The 15,886-nt window shown below is 69.5% G+C and carries 11 protein-coding genes and 1 tRNA gene; 1 reads left to right on the forward strand and 11 read right to left on the reverse strand.

Features of this window, described 5'->3' with window-relative positions:
- Positions 1-36: 36 nt before the first annotated feature.
- From OMP43_RS03470 to OMP43_RS03500, 7 genes are all read right to left on the reverse strand, one after another.
- Positions 37-342, reverse strand: coding sequence for a DUF2149 domain-containing protein (locus OMP43_RS03470; RefSeq protein WP_280278301.1), 306 nt, complete (start codon positions 340-342; stop codon positions 37-39).
- The gene (locus tag OMP43_RS03475) at positions 342-812 is read right to left on the reverse strand and encodes a MotA/TolQ/ExbB proton channel family protein (RefSeq protein ID WP_280278302.1); all 471 of its coding nucleotides are present in this window, start codon (positions 810-812) and stop codon (positions 342-344) included. Before OMP43_RS03475 ends, OMP43_RS03470 begins: the two co-directional genes overlap by 1 nt.
- 11 nt (positions 813-823) lie before the next feature.
- On the reverse strand, positions 824-4,663 hold the full coding sequence (cobN, locus tag OMP43_RS03480) for a cobaltochelatase subunit CobN (protein WP_280278303.1): 3,840 nt from the start codon (positions 4,661-4,663) through the stop codon (positions 824-826).
- A gap of 2 nt (positions 4,664-4,665) precedes the next feature.
- Positions 4,666-6,642 carry a TonB-dependent receptor gene (locus OMP43_RS03485; RefSeq protein WP_280278304.1) on the reverse strand — a complete coding sequence of 659 codons (1,977 nt, stop codon included), beginning with the start codon at positions 6,640-6,642 and terminating at the stop codon, positions 4,666-4,668.
- A 254-nt stretch (positions 6,643-6,896) separates the two neighbouring features.
- Positions 6,897-6,972, reverse strand: a tRNA-Thr gene (locus OMP43_RS03490).
- Between the two features lie 74 nt (positions 6,973-7,046).
- On the reverse strand, positions 7,047-7,448 hold the full coding sequence (locus OMP43_RS03495; protein ID WP_280278639.1) for a YbaN family protein: 402 nt from the start codon (positions 7,446-7,448) through the stop codon (positions 7,047-7,049).
- A gap of 98 nt (positions 7,449-7,546) precedes the next feature.
- The gene (locus OMP43_RS03500) at positions 7,547-8,359 is read right to left on the reverse strand and encodes a helix-turn-helix transcriptional regulator (protein ID WP_280278305.1); all 813 of its coding nucleotides are present in this window, start codon (positions 8,357-8,359) and stop codon (positions 7,547-7,549) included.
- 237 nt (positions 8,360-8,596) lie between these two features.
- Here OMP43_RS03500 and OMP43_RS03505 point away from each other — a divergent pair, with 237 nt between their 5' ends.
- Complete coding sequence (locus OMP43_RS03505) at positions 8,597-9,343, forward strand: siderophore-interacting protein (protein WP_280278306.1); 747 nt, start codon at positions 8,597-8,599, stop codon at positions 9,341-9,343.
- Between the two features lie 129 nt (positions 9,344-9,472).
- Here the strand turns inward: OMP43_RS03505 and OMP43_RS03510 are convergent, their stop codons facing one another.
- From OMP43_RS03510 to OMP43_RS03525, 4 genes are all read right to left on the reverse strand, one after another.
- Positions 9,473-11,050: a serine hydrolase gene (locus OMP43_RS03510; protein ID WP_280278308.1), complete on the reverse strand. Its 1,578-nt coding sequence runs from the start codon at positions 11,048-11,050 to the stop codon at positions 9,473-9,475.
- Entirely contained in the window at positions 11,050-13,098 is a 2,049-nt protein-coding gene (locus OMP43_RS03515; protein WP_280278309.1) for a TonB-dependent receptor plug domain-containing protein, read from the reverse strand. Before OMP43_RS03515 ends, OMP43_RS03510 begins: the two co-directional genes overlap by 1 nt.
- A 21-nt stretch (positions 13,099-13,119) precedes the next feature.
- Positions 13,120-14,064: a hypothetical protein gene (locus tag OMP43_RS03520; protein WP_280278310.1), complete on the reverse strand. Its 945-nt coding sequence runs from the start codon at positions 14,062-14,064 to the stop codon at positions 13,120-13,122.
- A gap of 93 nt (positions 14,065-14,157) precedes the next feature.
- The gene (locus tag OMP43_RS03525) at positions 14,158-15,885 is read right to left on the reverse strand and encodes a M56 family metallopeptidase (protein ID WP_280278312.1); all 1,728 of its coding nucleotides are present in this window, start codon (positions 15,883-15,885) and stop codon (positions 14,158-14,160) included.
- Position 15,886 lies beyond the last annotated feature (1 nt).

The following is a 15,886-nucleotide window of genomic DNA, read 5'->3' on the forward strand; positions in this document are numbered from 1 at the left end:
AGCCGGGATCAGGGGCCCCAGGGCGCCTTTCGAGCCCTATTCCGGCACATAGACGAGATCGCCGCTGGGCAGGCGATAAGTAACGCCCGCCTTCACGCCGCCGCCATCGCCCATGCGATCGGATGCGGTATAGCGTTCGAGCTTCTCGCCGTCCTTGACCGTGATCGTCATGTCCTTCCTGCCCGGATTCTCGACCACCACCACCTGTCTGGACTGGAAGGGGTTGAGCGGGTTGCGCGCGATCAGCACCATCAGCACGGCGGTGATCACGAGGAACAGGTCGACCAGATTGACGACCGAGAGGATCGGATCGTCATTCTCATCGTCTTCGATGAAACGCATCAGGCGGCTCCCGTCTCGATCGCGCGCAGTTCCTCGAGGAGCCAGCGGCGGCGGATGGTATAGATGAAGAAGGTGATCGACGCGGCGACCAGCGCGAGGATCACCGAGGAGAAGGCCACCACGAGATTCTCGCCCACCGCCCGGTTGTTGTTGCTCCCGAGCGCGAGCAGCGCCGGGCCCATCGGGATCATCGTGGCGACCAGGCCCAGCATCGGCGCCGCGCGCGACACGATCCGCAGCCATTCGAGCCGGCGCAGCACGACGAGCTCGAGATCGTCGGCCGCGCAGCCGGTATGGCGCTGGTGCATGGCCAGCCGGCCAGCGCGCCGTCCCCGCAGCCGCTGCACGCTTTCCGCCGCGAATCCGCCAAGGCTGACGACCGCATAGGCGAGGGACGCGAGGATCAGCAGCATCACCGGAATGAGGAACAGGCGCGACAGGTCGTACAATGTCGCTTCGAGCATGGGCATCAGCGGATCCTTCAGGCTGGAACGGGGTGCCGGCGCATCCGCATTTCACGCGTGACGCCGGCGATGAAGAGCAGCAGGAGCGCCACCAGCAATCCCGCGACGGGGGCGGCGCGGATCGTGGGCGCCGGCCTTGGCCGGGTCTGCTCCAGGATCATCCCGCGCGGGGCCGGCGCGCGCGCGGCGGTGGCCCGGGAAGGGGCCGGGGCCGCCCGCGGAGCGGCTGGCGCGATGGTCCGCAGGCCGAAACCTCCCGCCGCCGCAGTGAAGGCACTGCTCCGCACGGCCGTGGCGAGAGCGGCGCGCTTCTCCTCCAGGGAGCGGCGGGTCTGCGCATCGGGCCGCCAATAGCCGCGCGACACCGCCTCGAGCATGCGCTCGACGATCTGGCGTTGCGCCGAGGGATGGGCCTGGGCGAAGAAGCGATCAAGGCCCAGCCGGCGCGTATCGCGCACATAGATATCGTGCATCGCCTGCCATTGGTCGGCGCGAACGCTGGCGGGATCGGTCACCTGCCAGCCCCAGAGGTTGTTGACGATGTCGAGCATCGCATTGGCGCCGGAATAGCCCTCCGCCTGCATCGCGCCGATCCATTGCGGATTGAGATAGCGAGCGCGCAGTTCGCTGGAGAGGAAGCTGGCGGCAGTGGTCACCTTGCCCTCGGTGTCGCGCAGATCGGCGACGTAGAGATCGGGCGCCTTGCCCGTCAGGCTGCGGATCGCGAGCGATAGCCCGCCGAGATGTTCGAACGGGTGATCGGTCGAGAGCAGGCCATGCACGTTCGACGATCGCGACATCACGGCGGCATCGACGCCGCGCAGCTGCTCGGCGAACAGATTGGCCTCTCCGGGCGCCATGCCCCATGCGCTTGCGCCATAGGCATATTGCAGGCGCGCCAGAAACGGGTCGGCGAGGTCCTTGTCGGCGTTCCAGTTCCGGTCCTTGGCGATCTGGCCGGGCAGGCCGGTGCCGTAGTCGCCGGGCGCATTGCTGAAGATGCGCAGCCGCGCCAGCGCCTGCGCCCGGTCGGCGGGGACGCCCCGCGCCACCAGCTTCGCGGCGAGCGCCCTCGCGTTCGCGGCGGGGCCGCTCCCCTCGTCGAGCGCGGCAATCTGCTCGATCCCTCCGGCCAGCAGCCGCATGAAGCCGTCGAACTGGTCGCGATAGACGCTGCTGGCCTGAACCACCGCGTCGATCCGCGGCCGGCCGAGTTCCGCCGCCGGCACCACTTCCAGCCGCTCGAGCCGGTCGCCACGCCCCCACACCGGACGCAGGCCCAGCGCGTGGAGGATTTGCCCCTCGATCACGCCCTGCTGGCGGATCGTCTCGCCCGAGAACATGACGAAAGCGAGTTTCTCCGGCGCCTTGCCGCCATGCCCGGTGCGATAGGCGGCAACGAGCTTGTCCAGCATCGTGCCGCCCTGGGCATAGGCGGCCCGGGTCGGAATCTTGTCGGCCTCGAACGCGTAGAGATTGCGGCCGCTCTCGACGTCCGGATTGCGCACCGGGTCGCCTCCCGCGCCGGGCCGCACGAAGCGGCCGGCAAGTCCCGCCAGCAACGCCTCGATCTCGCCGGTGTCCGCCAGCCTGGCGTCCAGCAGCATGGCGCGCTCGATCTGGCCGCGCAGCTTCGGGTCGGCAATGCCGGCGGGGCTTTCCCCATCGCGCAGATAGCGGACGAGCGTGCGATAGGGCCGGCCCTGCCGGATCGCGTCGAAGTCCTCCGCGAATGCCTCGACCGGATCCTGTCCAAGCGCCTCGAGATAGGCGGGGCCGAGCTGCTGCATCACGGTCGTCAGGCGATGTTCGGCCGATGCGGGTTCGCCGAAACTGTGCAGGCCAAGCGGTATCGCGGTGCGCGCGACCTGGTGCAGATGGTCGTGCAGGGCGGCATAATAGCCGGGGAAGTCGCGATCGATCGCCGCGGCATCCCAGCCGATGTCGCGATCCAGATGCGCCGCGGCGGCCTTGGCGCGGATCTCGCCGGCGACGCGATCGCGCACGCCGCCATTGTCGAGCTGCGCATATTGGTGGATCAGCGCATGGATGTCGCGAAGCTCCTCATAGAGGCCGGAGGGGCCGAAGGCGGGCGTCTGGTGGCTGATCGTCACAGCCCGGCCGCGCCGGCGCGCCTGGATCGCCTCGGCGACATTGTCCTGGATATAGGGATAGAAGACCGGCAGGTCGCCGATGAGCAGGAAGGGATAGTCGCCCGCCCAGAGCCCGCGATCCTTGCCCGGCGTCCATTCCTGGGTTCCGTGGGTGCCGAAATGGACGATCGCGTCGGCATGCCCGCGCACCCAGAGATAGGCGGCCAGATAGACATGATCGGGCGGCAGCTTCTGGTCGTGATAGCTTTTCACCGGATCGCCGCCGCGCGGCGGCTGCGGCAGGATCGCCAGCTTGCCGAGCATGAGCCGCGGAATGACGAATGCGCCGCCGCGCAGCCAGCGGCTCTGCTCGGGCGGACCCCAGCGCGCGACGATCTCCTCGCGGCGCTCGCGGGGCAGGGTGTCCAGCCAGGCCGTGTAGGTCGCCAGCGGCAGCGTGGCCGCGAGTCCGCGTTGCTGGAGCGCCGCCAGCGTCTCGGGCCGGTAATAGCCGGCCAGCATCGCCTGACCCTCGGCGATCAGCCGCGACTCCTCGGCGGGCGTCACCTCATAGCCCGCCGCCGCCATCGCCCGACCGACATTGGCGAGGCTCTTCGGCAGATTGAGGTTGGAGGCGGCGAGGTTCTTCTCGCCGACGGGATGGTTCCAGAAGAACAGCGCCACGCGCTTGTCGCGGGGGGCGATGGCGCGCAGCGCCGCGAGCCGCCGGAGCTTGGCCGCGAGCAGTTCGATCTGTTCGGGGATCGGAACGGCCGCGCCTTTCTCGACCGCGCCGATCACGAGCGGATCGGAGACGCCCCAGCCTTCGGGAATGGTCAGGAGCGTGGCGGCGGTCGAGGCCGGGATGCCGCCCGGTCCGGCGCGCCATTCGGCGACGGTCTGCCCGCGCGCGCTCAGTGCGAGAAGGACTGGAATATCGAGCGCCGCGAACTCCGCGGCACGCGCGGCTCCGTTCTGCATATGAGTCATGTTGACCAGCGCGATCGGATGCAGCTCCCCCACGGCCTTGGCGATCGCCTGCGGATCGGTATCGTCATACCAGAAGGGAGCCGCCAGCAGCCCCTTCTCGCCGAGCGCCGCGACGACCGCGTCGACGATTTCGGTCTGCATGTCGCGGATCATGCCGTCGGGGATGGCGATGGCGACCACCGGCCGGTCCGCCCAGCCCCGGGTCCCCGCCCAGGTCCGGAACGATTCCGCTCCGGCAAACGGGGCAGGCGCGGCCGGATGATAGAGACCGGCTGCGGCAAGCCGCGCGGGTGCGGGCAGGGCGCCGAGATCGCGCCCCGCGAGCGCCAGCGGAACAGCCTCGACGAAGCTGCGCAGATTGGCCGCGCCGCCGCCCGCATAATAGCCGATCAGCCGCCGCGCGACATCGGGCGCGAGACCGCCCGAGCGCGGCGGACCGCCCCCGATCGCGATCCAGGGGACGGCCAGCCGGTCGCCCAGGCCGCCGGCGGCCTTGTCCAGCGCGGCCATATCGCCGGGGCGGGGGCCGTCGAACACCAGCAGCCCGGCGCCACCGGTCAGCTCCGCCGGCGTGCCGCCGTCCTCGATCTGGCGCCATTCGATCCGGTACCCCCGCTCCGTGGCCCAGCCGGCCAGCCGCTCGAACTTGGCCGGCAGCGTGAAGCGCGTCGCGACGATCCTGACGACCGGCGGATGCCCCGGCACCTTCGTCGCATCCTGCGCGAAGGCCGTGCCGGCCAGGAGCGTCAGGACCAGGGCGAGAAGCAGCCGCATCGTCAGAAACTGGCGCCCAGGCCGATGAAGAACACGCGGCCCGGCTCGGCGAAGCTGTAGAGCGCGGAGGTCTCCGCCAGCCGCTTTCCGAAGATATTGTCGATCCCGGCCTTGAGGGTGAGCCGGCGGTTCAGCGCGTGGCTCGCATCGAGCGACCAGAGATCATAGGCGTTGAGCCGGACCGCATTGGTGGCGGTGCCCACGGTCTGGTAGACGGTCTGCTTGCCGATATAGCGGCCGCGCACGTTGAGCGCCGTGCCGGGCAGGGGTTCCCATGCCAGCCTGACCTTGACCGTGTCGTTCGGACGCTCGGCAAGCTCGCGATTGGCGGAGATGTCGCGCGGGTCGACATGGGTATAGCTGGCACCGAGCGTCAGCACGCGCGCCGGCCGAACTTCCGCCGACAGCTCGACTCCCTGCGTGCGGGCCCGGCTCACATTGACATAGGCGCGCCGCTCGCGCCCGCGAACGCCGCAAAATTCGACGCAGATCGTCTGCACCAGCCCGCGCAGATCGTTGCGGAACAGCGTGGCGCCGACATTCCAGTTCCGCCCCGCATAGCTGGCGCCGAATTCATAGGCGGTGCTGGTTTCCGGCTTGAGATCGGGATTGCCGGTGATGATGAAGCGCCCTCCGGCGGCGACCGTGATATAGCCGCGCGACAATTGCTTGAGGCTCGGCGCCTTGAACGCCTCGCCGAAGCCGCCGCGGAAGCGCAGCCCCTCGATCGGCGCGACGACCAGATAGGCGCGCGGCGAAACCTGCCAGCCATAGCCGGGATGGTGATCGAAGCGGCTGCCGGCGGTGAACGAAATGCCGTCGATGATATCCCATTCATCCTGGACGAAGAGCGCGTCGTGATCGATGCTCGCGAAGCCCGTGGCGTTGACCGTGGCGTCGCGCAGCGCCTCGCGCCGGTGCTCGCCGCCCAGGGTCAGGCGATTGCCCCGGAAGAGGTTGAGGAGCAGGCTCGCATCGGCGACCGTGTCGGTCACCTTGGTCGGCTGGGTCGGTGCCTGATTCCGGTCGCGTTCGTTGATCCGTTCGAGCGTCGAGCGATAGGCGCGGGCGCGCAGCTCGCCCCAGCGCCAGCGGCCGGTATAGCTGCCATGGGTCTGCGCCCGGGTGACGTGATCCTGATATTCATAATAGGTGGCCGGCGCCGAGGTCGTCACCGTATCGCGCGCGCGATCGTCGTTGATCGCGGCCTGACCGACTTCGAATCGCTGCCCCGCCACGGGCTCCCACCAGGCGATGATGCTGCCGCTCAGCGCGTTGCGCCCCTCGAGCTCGCTCTGCCGCGGGTCCGCCAGGCTCTGCGTGCGGTCGCGGTGGCGATATTCGCCCCAGGCGACCATGCCGAGCGTCCGGGTCAAGGGCCCGCCGACCAGCGCCGCCATCTGCGCGCTGTCGCCGCCCTTGCCGTCCCGGAAGCCGGCAAGGCCGAGCGCGCTCACCTCGATCCGTTCGGTGGGGCGGCGGGTGATGACGTTGATGACGCCGGCCAGCGCCTCCGAGCCATAGAGCGCGGACAATGGCCCGCGCACCACTTCGATACGGTCGATCGCGATGCTCGGCACCCAGCCGAGGTCGAAATCGACATGCGCCATATTGGCGGCGGCGTCGTTGATCCGGCGCCCGTCCACCAGGGTCAGCACATGCTCGTTCGACATGCCGCGGATCGAGATGCCGCGCCGGGTCATGCCGATACCGTTGATCGCCACGCCGGGCTCGTTCTCCAGCGCTTCGGCGAGATCCTGGACCGGGCGCCGCCGCAGCTCCGTGCCGGTCACCACCGACATGGTCGCGGGCGCGTCGGCGATCGGCTGCTCGTTGCGGGTGGCTGTGACCACGATCTCCGCGGCGTCGCGCCGCGGCTCGTTGCCGGTATTCGCGCGCGCCTCGTCTTCGGCCGCGTGTCCGACGCCGGCCATGACGAGTGCCGCGCCGGTGGCGGCGATTCTGGTGCAGAGATTCAAAGGACCATCCCCCCGGATGAAAGGCTCGATGCAAGAAGTGCGAATCGCGTAACATTATATCATATCGTGAACAAGGGGTGGCTCGGGCTTTTGGTCCGGAGCATTCGGATCGGGGCGATCAAGCCCATCTCGAATGCGGATCATCTTGATGCGCGGAGCCGTGGACAAAGGGAGCGGACCCTTGGCCAGTCGAGCTTTCAACGCGGCATTCCGGCTGTTCTGAAGGGCTTCCCGCCGAATCGCGAGGCCAGGGCTGGTGCCGAGTGCAGGGATCGAACCCGCGACCTTCGGTTTACAAAACCGCTGCTCTACCAGCTGAGCTAACCCGGCACCTGCCCGAAACCCGCAACGATCCGCAGGTCGCTCGCCCCTTGGTCGGCTTCGTCGGGGCGGTCAAGGACGAACTATGCCGGGCCGATGGGCGCGGGGCGAGTGACGATCCACAGCGCGCAGGCCGCCATCCCGGCCGCGACGCCAAGCGCCAGCGCGGCATGGGGGCGTACCGAGATCCAGAACAGCGCATAGCCCAGCGCGATCCCGGCACAGGCCGCGATCTTGCCGCGGCGCGGGATCGCCCCCTGCTCGCGCCATTGCCGGATCGGCGGCCCGACCTTGGGATGATCGAGCAGCCAGGCCTCGAGCCGGGCCGAGCCGCGGGCGAAGCAGCCGGCCGCCAGGATCAGGAAGATCGTGGTCGGCATCACGGGCAACAGCGCCCCGATCACGCCGAGCGCGACGAAGAAGAAGCCGAGCGCTACCCACAGGAAGCGCGCCGCGCGGCTGCCGAGGCGGGTCTCAGGCGGGATGACGGGTGACCCGGAAAGGGGCGGGGATCATCGGGCTCTCCTTGGCGCGAGGTGGCAGGGTGGCGCGCGCCGGGGCCGGCGTCCAGCCCCCGCGCGGGTCAGTGCCGGCTGGAATGGCGTTCCGCCATGTAGCGGCCGGGCGAGGTGCCCAGGGCCTTGCGGAACATCGTCACGAAGCTCGGCACGCTCTCATAGCCAAGGTCCCCCGCGACCTGCTGGATCGAAGCGCCGCCCGCCAGCCATTTGACCGCGAGCATCACCCCCAACTGCTGCCGCCAGCGGCCGAAGCTCATGCCGGTCTCGCGGTGGATCAGCCGCGCGAGGGTGCGCTCGCCCAGGCCGGCGCGGCGGGCCCAGCCGTCGAGCGTGCCGCGCTCGGCCGGGGCGGCCATCATCAGGTCGACTACCCGGCGCAGCCGGGCATCGGCGGGCATGGGGAGGTGGAGATCCTCGATCCCGGCGGCAGCGATCTCGTCGAGCAGGACCGCGACCAGCCGGGCATTGGGGCCGGTCTCCTCGTAGAGGACGGGCAGGACGGCGGCGCGGGCGAGCAGCTCGCGGAGCAGCGGGCTGACCGAGAGGGCACAGCAGCTGGCGGGCAGGCCTGCCGCCACGTCCGGGGCGATGAAGGCGTTATAGCCTTCCAGCGCGCCCGTCGCCTTGACCGAATGGAGAGCGCCGCCGGGGATCCAGATGGCGCTGCGCGGCGGGACGATCCACAGCCCCCCGTCCACCTCGCAGCTCAGCGCGCCGCGCTGGGCCAGGATGATCTGGCCCTTGGCGTGGTGATGCGGGGCGAGTTCGAAGCTGCCGAACGCTTCGGTGATGAAGCCATAGGTGACGACCGGGCGGGGCACGGCGTCCGGATCCATCCAGCCATTGTCGCTGCCGATCTCATTCAGAATGGGCATATCCGCCTCCGCCTTGATTGGCAGGATCTAATAATATTCTGTCCATGCTTCGCAATGACGACAATAATGCGAGCCATTATCAGTTGTTCGCGAACCCGTCGAGCCCGGAAAGGCGGCGCAAGTCGAGAGATTGGGCACGGAAGCCGGCATGCCGTCGCGGGCATGGGCCAGGCGAGGAGCCAGGCGGCGGCGCGGGGCGGGGAGACGTGGCAATGAATTCTGCATGAGGACCGTGTGATGCTGCCGATGGAATCGCCCGAACGCCCCGTGGCCAAGGCTCCCGGCCGGATTGGCCAGGCGCTCATCCGGCTGCTGATGAAGCGCGCGACCGTGACGGCCAGCGAACGGCTCGCCGACGGCTTCCGGCTGATCACCCTGGAAGGCCCGGCGCTGGAGGGCATCGCCTGGACGCCGGGACAGAAGATCCAGATCGCGATGGGATCGGCGTTCACCGCGCGGACCTATACGCCGATCGAATGGAACCCGGGGACCGGGCGCGCCTGCATCCTGGGCCATGTGCACGGCGACGGGCCGGGCAGTTCCTGGGTGCGCGACGTGGCGCCGGGCGCCATGTGCGACATCTTCGGGCCGCGCGGCTCGCTTGATGCCGGCCGGATGCACGGACCGCTGGCGGTGTTCGGCGACGAGACCTCGATCGGGCTTGCCCATGCGCTGGCCTATCAGACCCCGGGGCGCGTGGTTGCCGGCTATTTCGAGGTCGGCGACGTGGAGGGCAGCTGCCGGGTGGCCGAGCAGCTGGGGCTCGACCGGGTCGCGCTGTTCGCGAGAGCGGCGGACGATGCGCATGTCGGCGAGATGGAGCTGCGGCTCGCGACGCTGGCGGCCGGCGGCACCGGCTTCGTGCTGACCGGCAAGGCGGGCACCGTCCAGCGCCTGCGCCAGCGGCTGAAACGGCTGGCGGTACCGGCGAGCCGGATCGCGACCAAGGCCTATTGGGCGCCGGGCAAGACGGGGCTGGATTAGGGTCACGACTCGATCAGCAAACACCGTCACCCCGGCCTGGCGCCGGGGTCCCTCTTCTTCTTGCGCTGGCGAGATAGCGGGACCCCGGTGCAAGGCCGGGGTGACGAAGGAAGAATATTAGGCTCCACCCTAGCGCTCGAGCTTCTCCAGCTGCCGTTTCGCATTGGCGTTGTTCGCATCCAGCGCGAGCGATCGCCGATAGTTGCGGATCGCGGCTTTCCGGTTGCCGGCGCGGGCATGCGCCTCGCCCAGGCTGTCCCAGGCATTGGCGTCGGCCGGATAGAGCGCGGCGTTGCGCTCGAAGACGCGGAGCGCGTCGGCGACCTGGTTCTGGCGGAGCAGGCGATAGCCGAGCAGGTTGAGGACCGACGGGTCGTCCTTTCCGTTCCGCGTGCGATCATAATGGGCCAGCGCCGCATCCAGGCCGCGCCGGGCGGCGATGACGAGCAGCAGATCGCCTTCGCGCGGCTGGCGGGCCTGATACTGCCAGCCCTGGGCGTCGCCGACGACCTTCATGATGCGCTCATAGATGGACGAGAAGCTGTCCGAATTGCCGAGCAGGGCGATGCCCCAGCCCTTGTCGGCGTCCATGAACATCAGCGACTGGAACCCTTCGTTCGCACCATTGTGGCGGAACTGGCCGGGATGGCCGCCATAGCCGACACCGAAACCCAGCCCGATGCCACCGGGCTTGCCGGAATCGTCGGGGCAATGCGGCGTGAGCATCTCGCGCGTCATCGCCTGCGAGAGGACATGGTTGGCCTTGCCTTCGCGGGAGAGCGACACCTCGATGCCCAGGCGCGCGAGATCCTCGGCGGTGGTCCACAGCCCATCGGGGGCGAGTTCGGGATAGACGTGCCATTTGCCCGGAGTGATGGCGCCGTCCGGCCCGGTGCCGCTGGCGGCGCGCGCCGCCAGTTCCGGGGGCAGGGACTGGGCGAAGCTGCTGCTCGTCATGCCGGCCGGGCGCAGGACGCGCGCGGCCATGAAATCCTCGAACGGCTGGCCCGCGGCGTCGCGGATCATCAGGCCCTCTATCGTCACGCCGCCGCCCGAATAGATGCACTGGGTGCCGGGCTCCACGGTCACGCGGACCGCCGGGCTGTTGGCGGGCGGCTTGCCGTCGAGGATCTGCTCGATGCCCGGCACCGGCACGCCCTGGGCATAGCCGGCAAAGCCATGGACGTTCAGGCCCGCATTGTGGCTCATCAGCCGGCGCAGCGTGACCTTCCGCGTGGCGGCGAGCGGGCTCTCCGGCAGCTTCCAGCCCTTGAGCTGGGTGTTCACATCGGCATCGAGGGAGAGCTTGCCCCGCTCGACCAGCCACAATGCTCCCATCGCCGCGACCGGCTTGCTGATCGAGGCTGCCTGGAACAGCGTGGCTGGCGTGACCGGCGTGGTGCCGCCCGCCTCGGTCACGCCGAAGCTGGCCGAGAAGGCGATGCGATTGTCCTTCACCACCGCGATGCTCATGCCCGGCACGCGGAAGACCTGCATCAGCTCGGCCAGCGTCACGGCGAGCGGCGGCTCGCCGGGGCCCATGTCGATCGTGAGCATCACGGTTTCGGGCGCGAGCAGCGGGGCCTGCTGCGCGGGTGCCTGGGCCTGCGCCCGGGCGGGAGCGGCCGTTGCGAGATGCGCCAGGGCAAGGCTCGAAAGAAGGGCGGACGAAGCGATGGAGCGCAGGGCTCGGTCGATCATGTGCATCAGAAGCTCCCGCGGATCGTGAAGGTGAAGATCGGCCCGATCAACTGGTCGTTGCGTTGCCGGAACACCAGCGGGCTCGCATTGCGCCGCCCGGCATAGACCTGGCGATCATAATAGTGCCGGCCGTTGAGGACATTGCCCACCTGCGCGCGCACGGTGAGGCCGAACACGTCCTTGTGCTCGACAAAGACGTTGGTGAACCAGGGGCCTTCGTTCTCGCGGTTCACCTCGGTGAGATAATAATAAGCCGTATTGTGATTGAGGCCGGCCGTGACGCCCCAGGCGAAATCGCTGTTCGGCAGGTCGTGGCGGAAATCGAGCTCCGCCCAGCGATCCTGCGTCCCGCTGATCGGGCGCATCTCGCCGGTGAGCGGATCGCGGACGCGGGCGATCTCGAAGCCCAGCTTGGCGTCGAGCCGGGCGCCGGGCAGGCCCAGCGGCGCGAACTGGATCGTGCTGGTGCTCTCCAGCCCGAAGCGCGTCGCCCGCGGCAGATTGCCGACGCCTTCGCCGTCCGCGCCGATCGGCACGATATCGACGATGTCCTCGACGGCGTAATAATAAGCGCGCAGCCGGGTCTTGCCCGCGGCGCCCAGCGCGCGGCCGACCTCCATCTCCGCTTCCCAGCTCTGCGGGGGGACGAGTTCCGCGTTGCCGCTGTTCTGCCGCTCGGACTTGAGGTTGGGCTGGGCCATGAAGTCGTAGAAGCTGATCTGGCCAACCCGGCGGCGCAGCTTGAGACTGAGATCCCATTGCTCGTCCGGCCGCCAGCCGAGCGTGATGCTGCCCTTTGGTCGGAAGAAGCGGCGCGCGGGCAAGTCGCCATCGACACGCTCGAGCGTGCTGGACTCGCCGCCGCCGGCGACCTGGAGAGTAATCCCCGCGCCGAGCGGGCGGCTGAACGTCACCATGCCTTCGTGGCGGACTTCGCGCACGATCCCGCTGCCGCCGGGGAAGGGAACCGGCACGAACCGGCCTTGGGGATCGAGCCTGGCGAGCGCGCCGCGCTGGTCGAGGCCGTTGACCGCGCGCTCGAGCGAGAGCTGCCAGTCGCTTCCCCCCATCTTCCAGCCATATTCGGCACGGGCGATGGTTTCGGTGATGTACGAGTTGCGCTCGAAACGGGTGCCCTGGTCGGGCGCGCCGCTCGCGAAACTGTCGACCTGGGTGGAAATGAGCGGCTCATGGTCGAAATGGCGCAGGCCGATGATCTTGAACCGGCCGGGCCCGAGCGGGAATTCATAGTCCGCGTTGACGTCGTACATCCAGCCGTCGAGCCGGTTGCGGCGCAGGCGGGTGCCGTCATTGCCATCGGCCCGATAGCGCCGCTCGAAATCATAGACCGGCCCCCAATAGGGCGAATAGTTGAGGATGAGATGCCCCTTGGCGCCGCCCGGTCCGTCGAAGCCGAGCCTGAGCTTGGCGACGAGCGTGTCCGATTCCGAATGATATATCTCCTCGCGGCGCTCGATCAGCGTTCCGTCGGCGGCATGGAACAGCTCCGGCCCGCCCAGGCCGCCGCGCCCGGTCTGGTCCTCGAGCGAGAGCGTGTAGTCGATCCCGCGCGTCTTGCCCGTATAGCTGACATTGCCGCGGAACAGGTTGGGGCGCGAATAATGGGCTCGGAAATCCGGCCGCCATTCGAACTGGCCGCCTGCCTTGCGGGCCTGTTTGAGGATGATGTTGGCGACCTGGCCGGCCAGGCCGGCGATGCCGAGGGTTGAGGCATCGACGATCTCGATGCGCTCGACATTGCCGGCGACGATGCGCTGGAGCTCGGCGATCGCGCCGCCGGTCTTGTTGGCGATGCGTTCGCCGTTGATCAGCACATTCTCCGATGCCTGGCCGAGGCCGCGCTCCTGGTCCGCGCTGCGGATGGTGAAGCCGGGGACCCGGACGAGCATGTCATAGGCGGTCCGGGGGGCGAAGCGAGTGAAGTCCTCGGGAGCGAAGACCTGCTTGGCGCTGAGTGGGGGAGGGGTGGTCTGGGCGGCCGCGCTCATGGGGAAGAGCGCGGCGCCGGCGAGAAGCAGCGCAGCTGGACGCATCTGGGGAAGGCTTCGCGACGATCAGTTGCGCAGCGTGCGCAGCTGGACGAGCTGATCGGGCGTGGGCCTGGCGATTCCGATCTTGCGGGCGCGGCGCACATCCTCGGCGGTGACGCCGACCGCCTTCATCTCGACGAGCCGGTTCGCCGGCAGATCGACATAGCCGATCGCGGCGAGCTCGCGGACATAGGCGGGCGTGACGCCGATCGCCTTGAGCTGCACGGCCTGGTCGGCCGAAAGGTTGCGCAGCCCCGCGCCCGCCATCTCCGAGAGGAATTCGGGCGACACGCCGAGCGCCTTGAGCTCGATCAGATTCCTGCCGCTCAGCTTGCCCAGCCCGGCGCGCAGCATCTTGCCGGCATAGTCGGCATTGATGCCGAGCGCGGCGAAGGCGGTGAGGTCCTCGAGATTGTCGGGGCGGAAGCCCTGGCGGGCGAGGTCGGCAACATAGGCCGGGGTGACGCGGAGCGCGGAAAGGGCGATGAGCTGATTGATGGTCGGCTTGGGATAGTCGGCCTGGGCCAGCGCCTCGACCAGCGTGCGGTTGGCGCCGACCATCGTCAGGTCGAGCGATTCCCGGAAGCTCGGCTCGCCGATGCCGCGGCCGGCGAGATAGCGCGCGAACTCGGTGGCGGGAGTGAAGGTGCAGTTGCCGGTGGCGATCTGCTTGCCGGCGTCGCCCGCGCAGTCGAGGCGGCCGGGCTCCCGGGCGATGGCGAAGCGGACCGGGCCATCGGCTTCGAGCGCGCGGCTGTCGAGCCCGAGCTGCTCGTGGCTGAGATGGGTGTTCATGTTGCTGCGCGGGCCCATGGACAGGCGCAGCTCGAAGCGCGTGCCGCTGGCTTCGAGCTGGAGCTTGAAGCTGATCGGCGTGGACGCGGTGACCGGGTCGCGGGCACGATCGCCGGCAATGGCGGCGGTGGCGAGCAGGGTAACGGAGGCGATGACGGCAAGAACGCGGTTCATGGCATTTCTCCTAATGCAGCAGGCAAGCCGGGGGCGTCCGCCCCGGACGGGGCGTTGATGCTTCGGCAATGGGCAGGTGGAAGAGCGGACCCGTCAGTTGTCGGGATTGGGGTCCGGATCGGGATGCGGATTCGGGTTGGGCCGCGGATTGGGGTTGGGATTGGGACCGCGCCTGCGGCCGTTGCGCGTGAGGGCGAGCGTGTCGATCTCGACCGGCATGCCGGCGCTGCGCAGGCGGCGGACATCGTCGGCGCTCACGCCCATGCCGGCCAGCGCGACATAATCGTCCAGCTGGCCGCGAAAGCCGGCCGACACCAGGCTGCGGACATAGTCGGGGTTCACGCCCACCGCCCGGGCCGAGACGATATCGTCGAACGACCGGATGCGCAGGCCGGTGGACATCATCGCCTGGACATATTCGGGCGTGACGCCGACGGCGCGCATGCTGGTCGCGTCGTCGAGACTGATCGGGCCGAGCTGCGGCGCGGCGCGGCGGATCGCCTCGATATATTCGGGCGTGACGCCGACCGCGCGGGCACCGATGATCGCATTGAGCTCACGGTCGCGGCCGTTGTCGTTCCGGGCCTCGCGGTCCTGGCGGGGGTCGGGCGCGGCGGCGGCGGCCACCGGCGCAGGCGTGGCGGCGGCAACGGCAGGGGCATGTTCGGTAGCCGTCGGAGCCGGGGCCGCATGGGCGGCGGGCGACACGGTGGGGGCCGTGACCGGGTTTGCCGTCAGGCCGGTGTCGGCCTTGGTCTCCTGCACGGCCGTAGCGGCGTCGCGGCTCTCGGCGGCGCCGACGGTCAGCGCGGCGAGCGGCGCGGCCATCACCAGCATGCCGGCACCGAAGCCCGCGATCCATGAGCCCTGGGCACGGCCGCGCGGCAGCGTCGCGTCGAGCACGCGGCCGACCCGGCGCTTGAGGCTCCCCTTGCCGGGGGCGACGCCATGCGCGCCGAGCAACAGGCCCTTGCTCTCGTGCCGGGCGACCCGGACGAGCAGCTGGGCATAGTCGGGCGCATCGATGTTCGCGGCGAGCACAGCATCGTCGGCGGCTTCCTCGCGCAGCTGGTGCGCCTCACGCGCCAGCCGCCAGGCCAGCGGGTTGAACCAGTGGATCGCGGTGGCGACGCGGGCGAGCATCAGCTTGGCCCAGTCGAGCGCGGAGACGTGCGCCAGCTCGTGCGCGATGATCGCCTCGGCCTCGTCGGTGGCGGCGAGCGCATCGGCGCTGAGCAGGATGGTCGGGCGGGCGAGGCCCCAGGAAATGGGCGAGGGCAGCGCATCGCTCACCAGCAGCGCGGTGCCGCTCTTCATCCCCATGCGGCGCTGGGCATGGGCGAGCGCGCTCAGCCAGACCGGGTCGACGAGCACTTCGGCCCCGGCGCGCAGGCGGACGAGGCGAAGCAGCGCGACGATGGTGAGCAGCAGCAGCGCCAGCACGGGCAGCGCATAGGCATAGCGCTCCCAGCCCTGCGGCAGCGTGAGCCAGGGCTGCGCGGCGGCGGCCTCGGTGGCGGGCGTCGCCCTCGTCGTCGCCGGCGTGTCTGCCGTCCGCGGGGCGGCGGTGAAGCTCGCGGCCGGTTGCGGGGCGATCCGCGTGGCCGGAGCCTCGAACCGGCTCTGGACGAACTCGGGCATCGGCAGCCGCATCGACGGCAGCACCAGCGTGGCGAGCGGCAGGATCACCAGGCCGGCCAGGCCGAGATGCGCGATCAGCGAGCGCTCCGCCGCCGAACGGCCGCGGGTGAGGCGGAGCAGGATCAGGGTGGTGCCGGCGATCACCAGCGACTTGAGCACGAGGCCGAGCAACGCGGTCATG

Origin of the sequence: Sphingomonas sp. CBMAI 2297 (assembly GCF_029870595.1) — a bacterium.
Taxonomy (GTDB): Bacteria; Pseudomonadota; Alphaproteobacteria; order Sphingomonadales; family Sphingomonadaceae; genus Sphingomonas.

Coding starts and splice junctions, on each gene's coding strand:
- OMP43_RS03470 (WP_280278301.1), bottom strand. CDS start 342: ATGCGTTTCATCGAAGACGATGAGAATGACGATCCGATCCTCTCGGTC.
- OMP43_RS03475 (WP_280278302.1), bottom strand. CDS start 812: ATGCCCATGCTCGAAGCGACATTGTACGACCTGTCGCGCCTGTTCCTC.
- cobN (WP_280278303.1), bottom strand. CDS start 4,663: ATGCGGCTGCTTCTCGCCCTGGTCCTGACGCTCCTGGCCGGCACGGCC.
- OMP43_RS03500 (WP_280278305.1), bottom strand. CDS start 8,359: ATGCCCATTCTGAATGAGATCGGCAGCGACAATGGCTGGATGGATCCG.
- OMP43_RS03505 (WP_280278306.1), top strand. CDS start 8,597: ATGCTGCCGATGGAATCGCCCGAACGCCCCGTGGCCAAGGCTCCCGGC.
- OMP43_RS03510 (WP_280278308.1), bottom strand. CDS start 11,050: ATGCACATGATCGACCGAGCCCTGCGCTCCATCGCTTCGTCCGCCCTT.
- OMP43_RS03515 (WP_280278309.1), bottom strand. CDS start 13,098: ATGCGTCCAGCTGCGCTGCTTCTCGCCGGCGCCGCGCTCTTCCCCATG.
- OMP43_RS03520 (WP_280278310.1), bottom strand. CDS start 14,064: ATGAACCGCGTTCTTGCCGTCATCGCCTCCGTTACCCTGCTCGCCACC.
- OMP43_RS03525 (WP_280278312.1), bottom strand. CDS start 15,885: ATGACCGCGTTGCTCGGCCTCGTGCTCAAGTCGCTGGTGATCGCCGGC.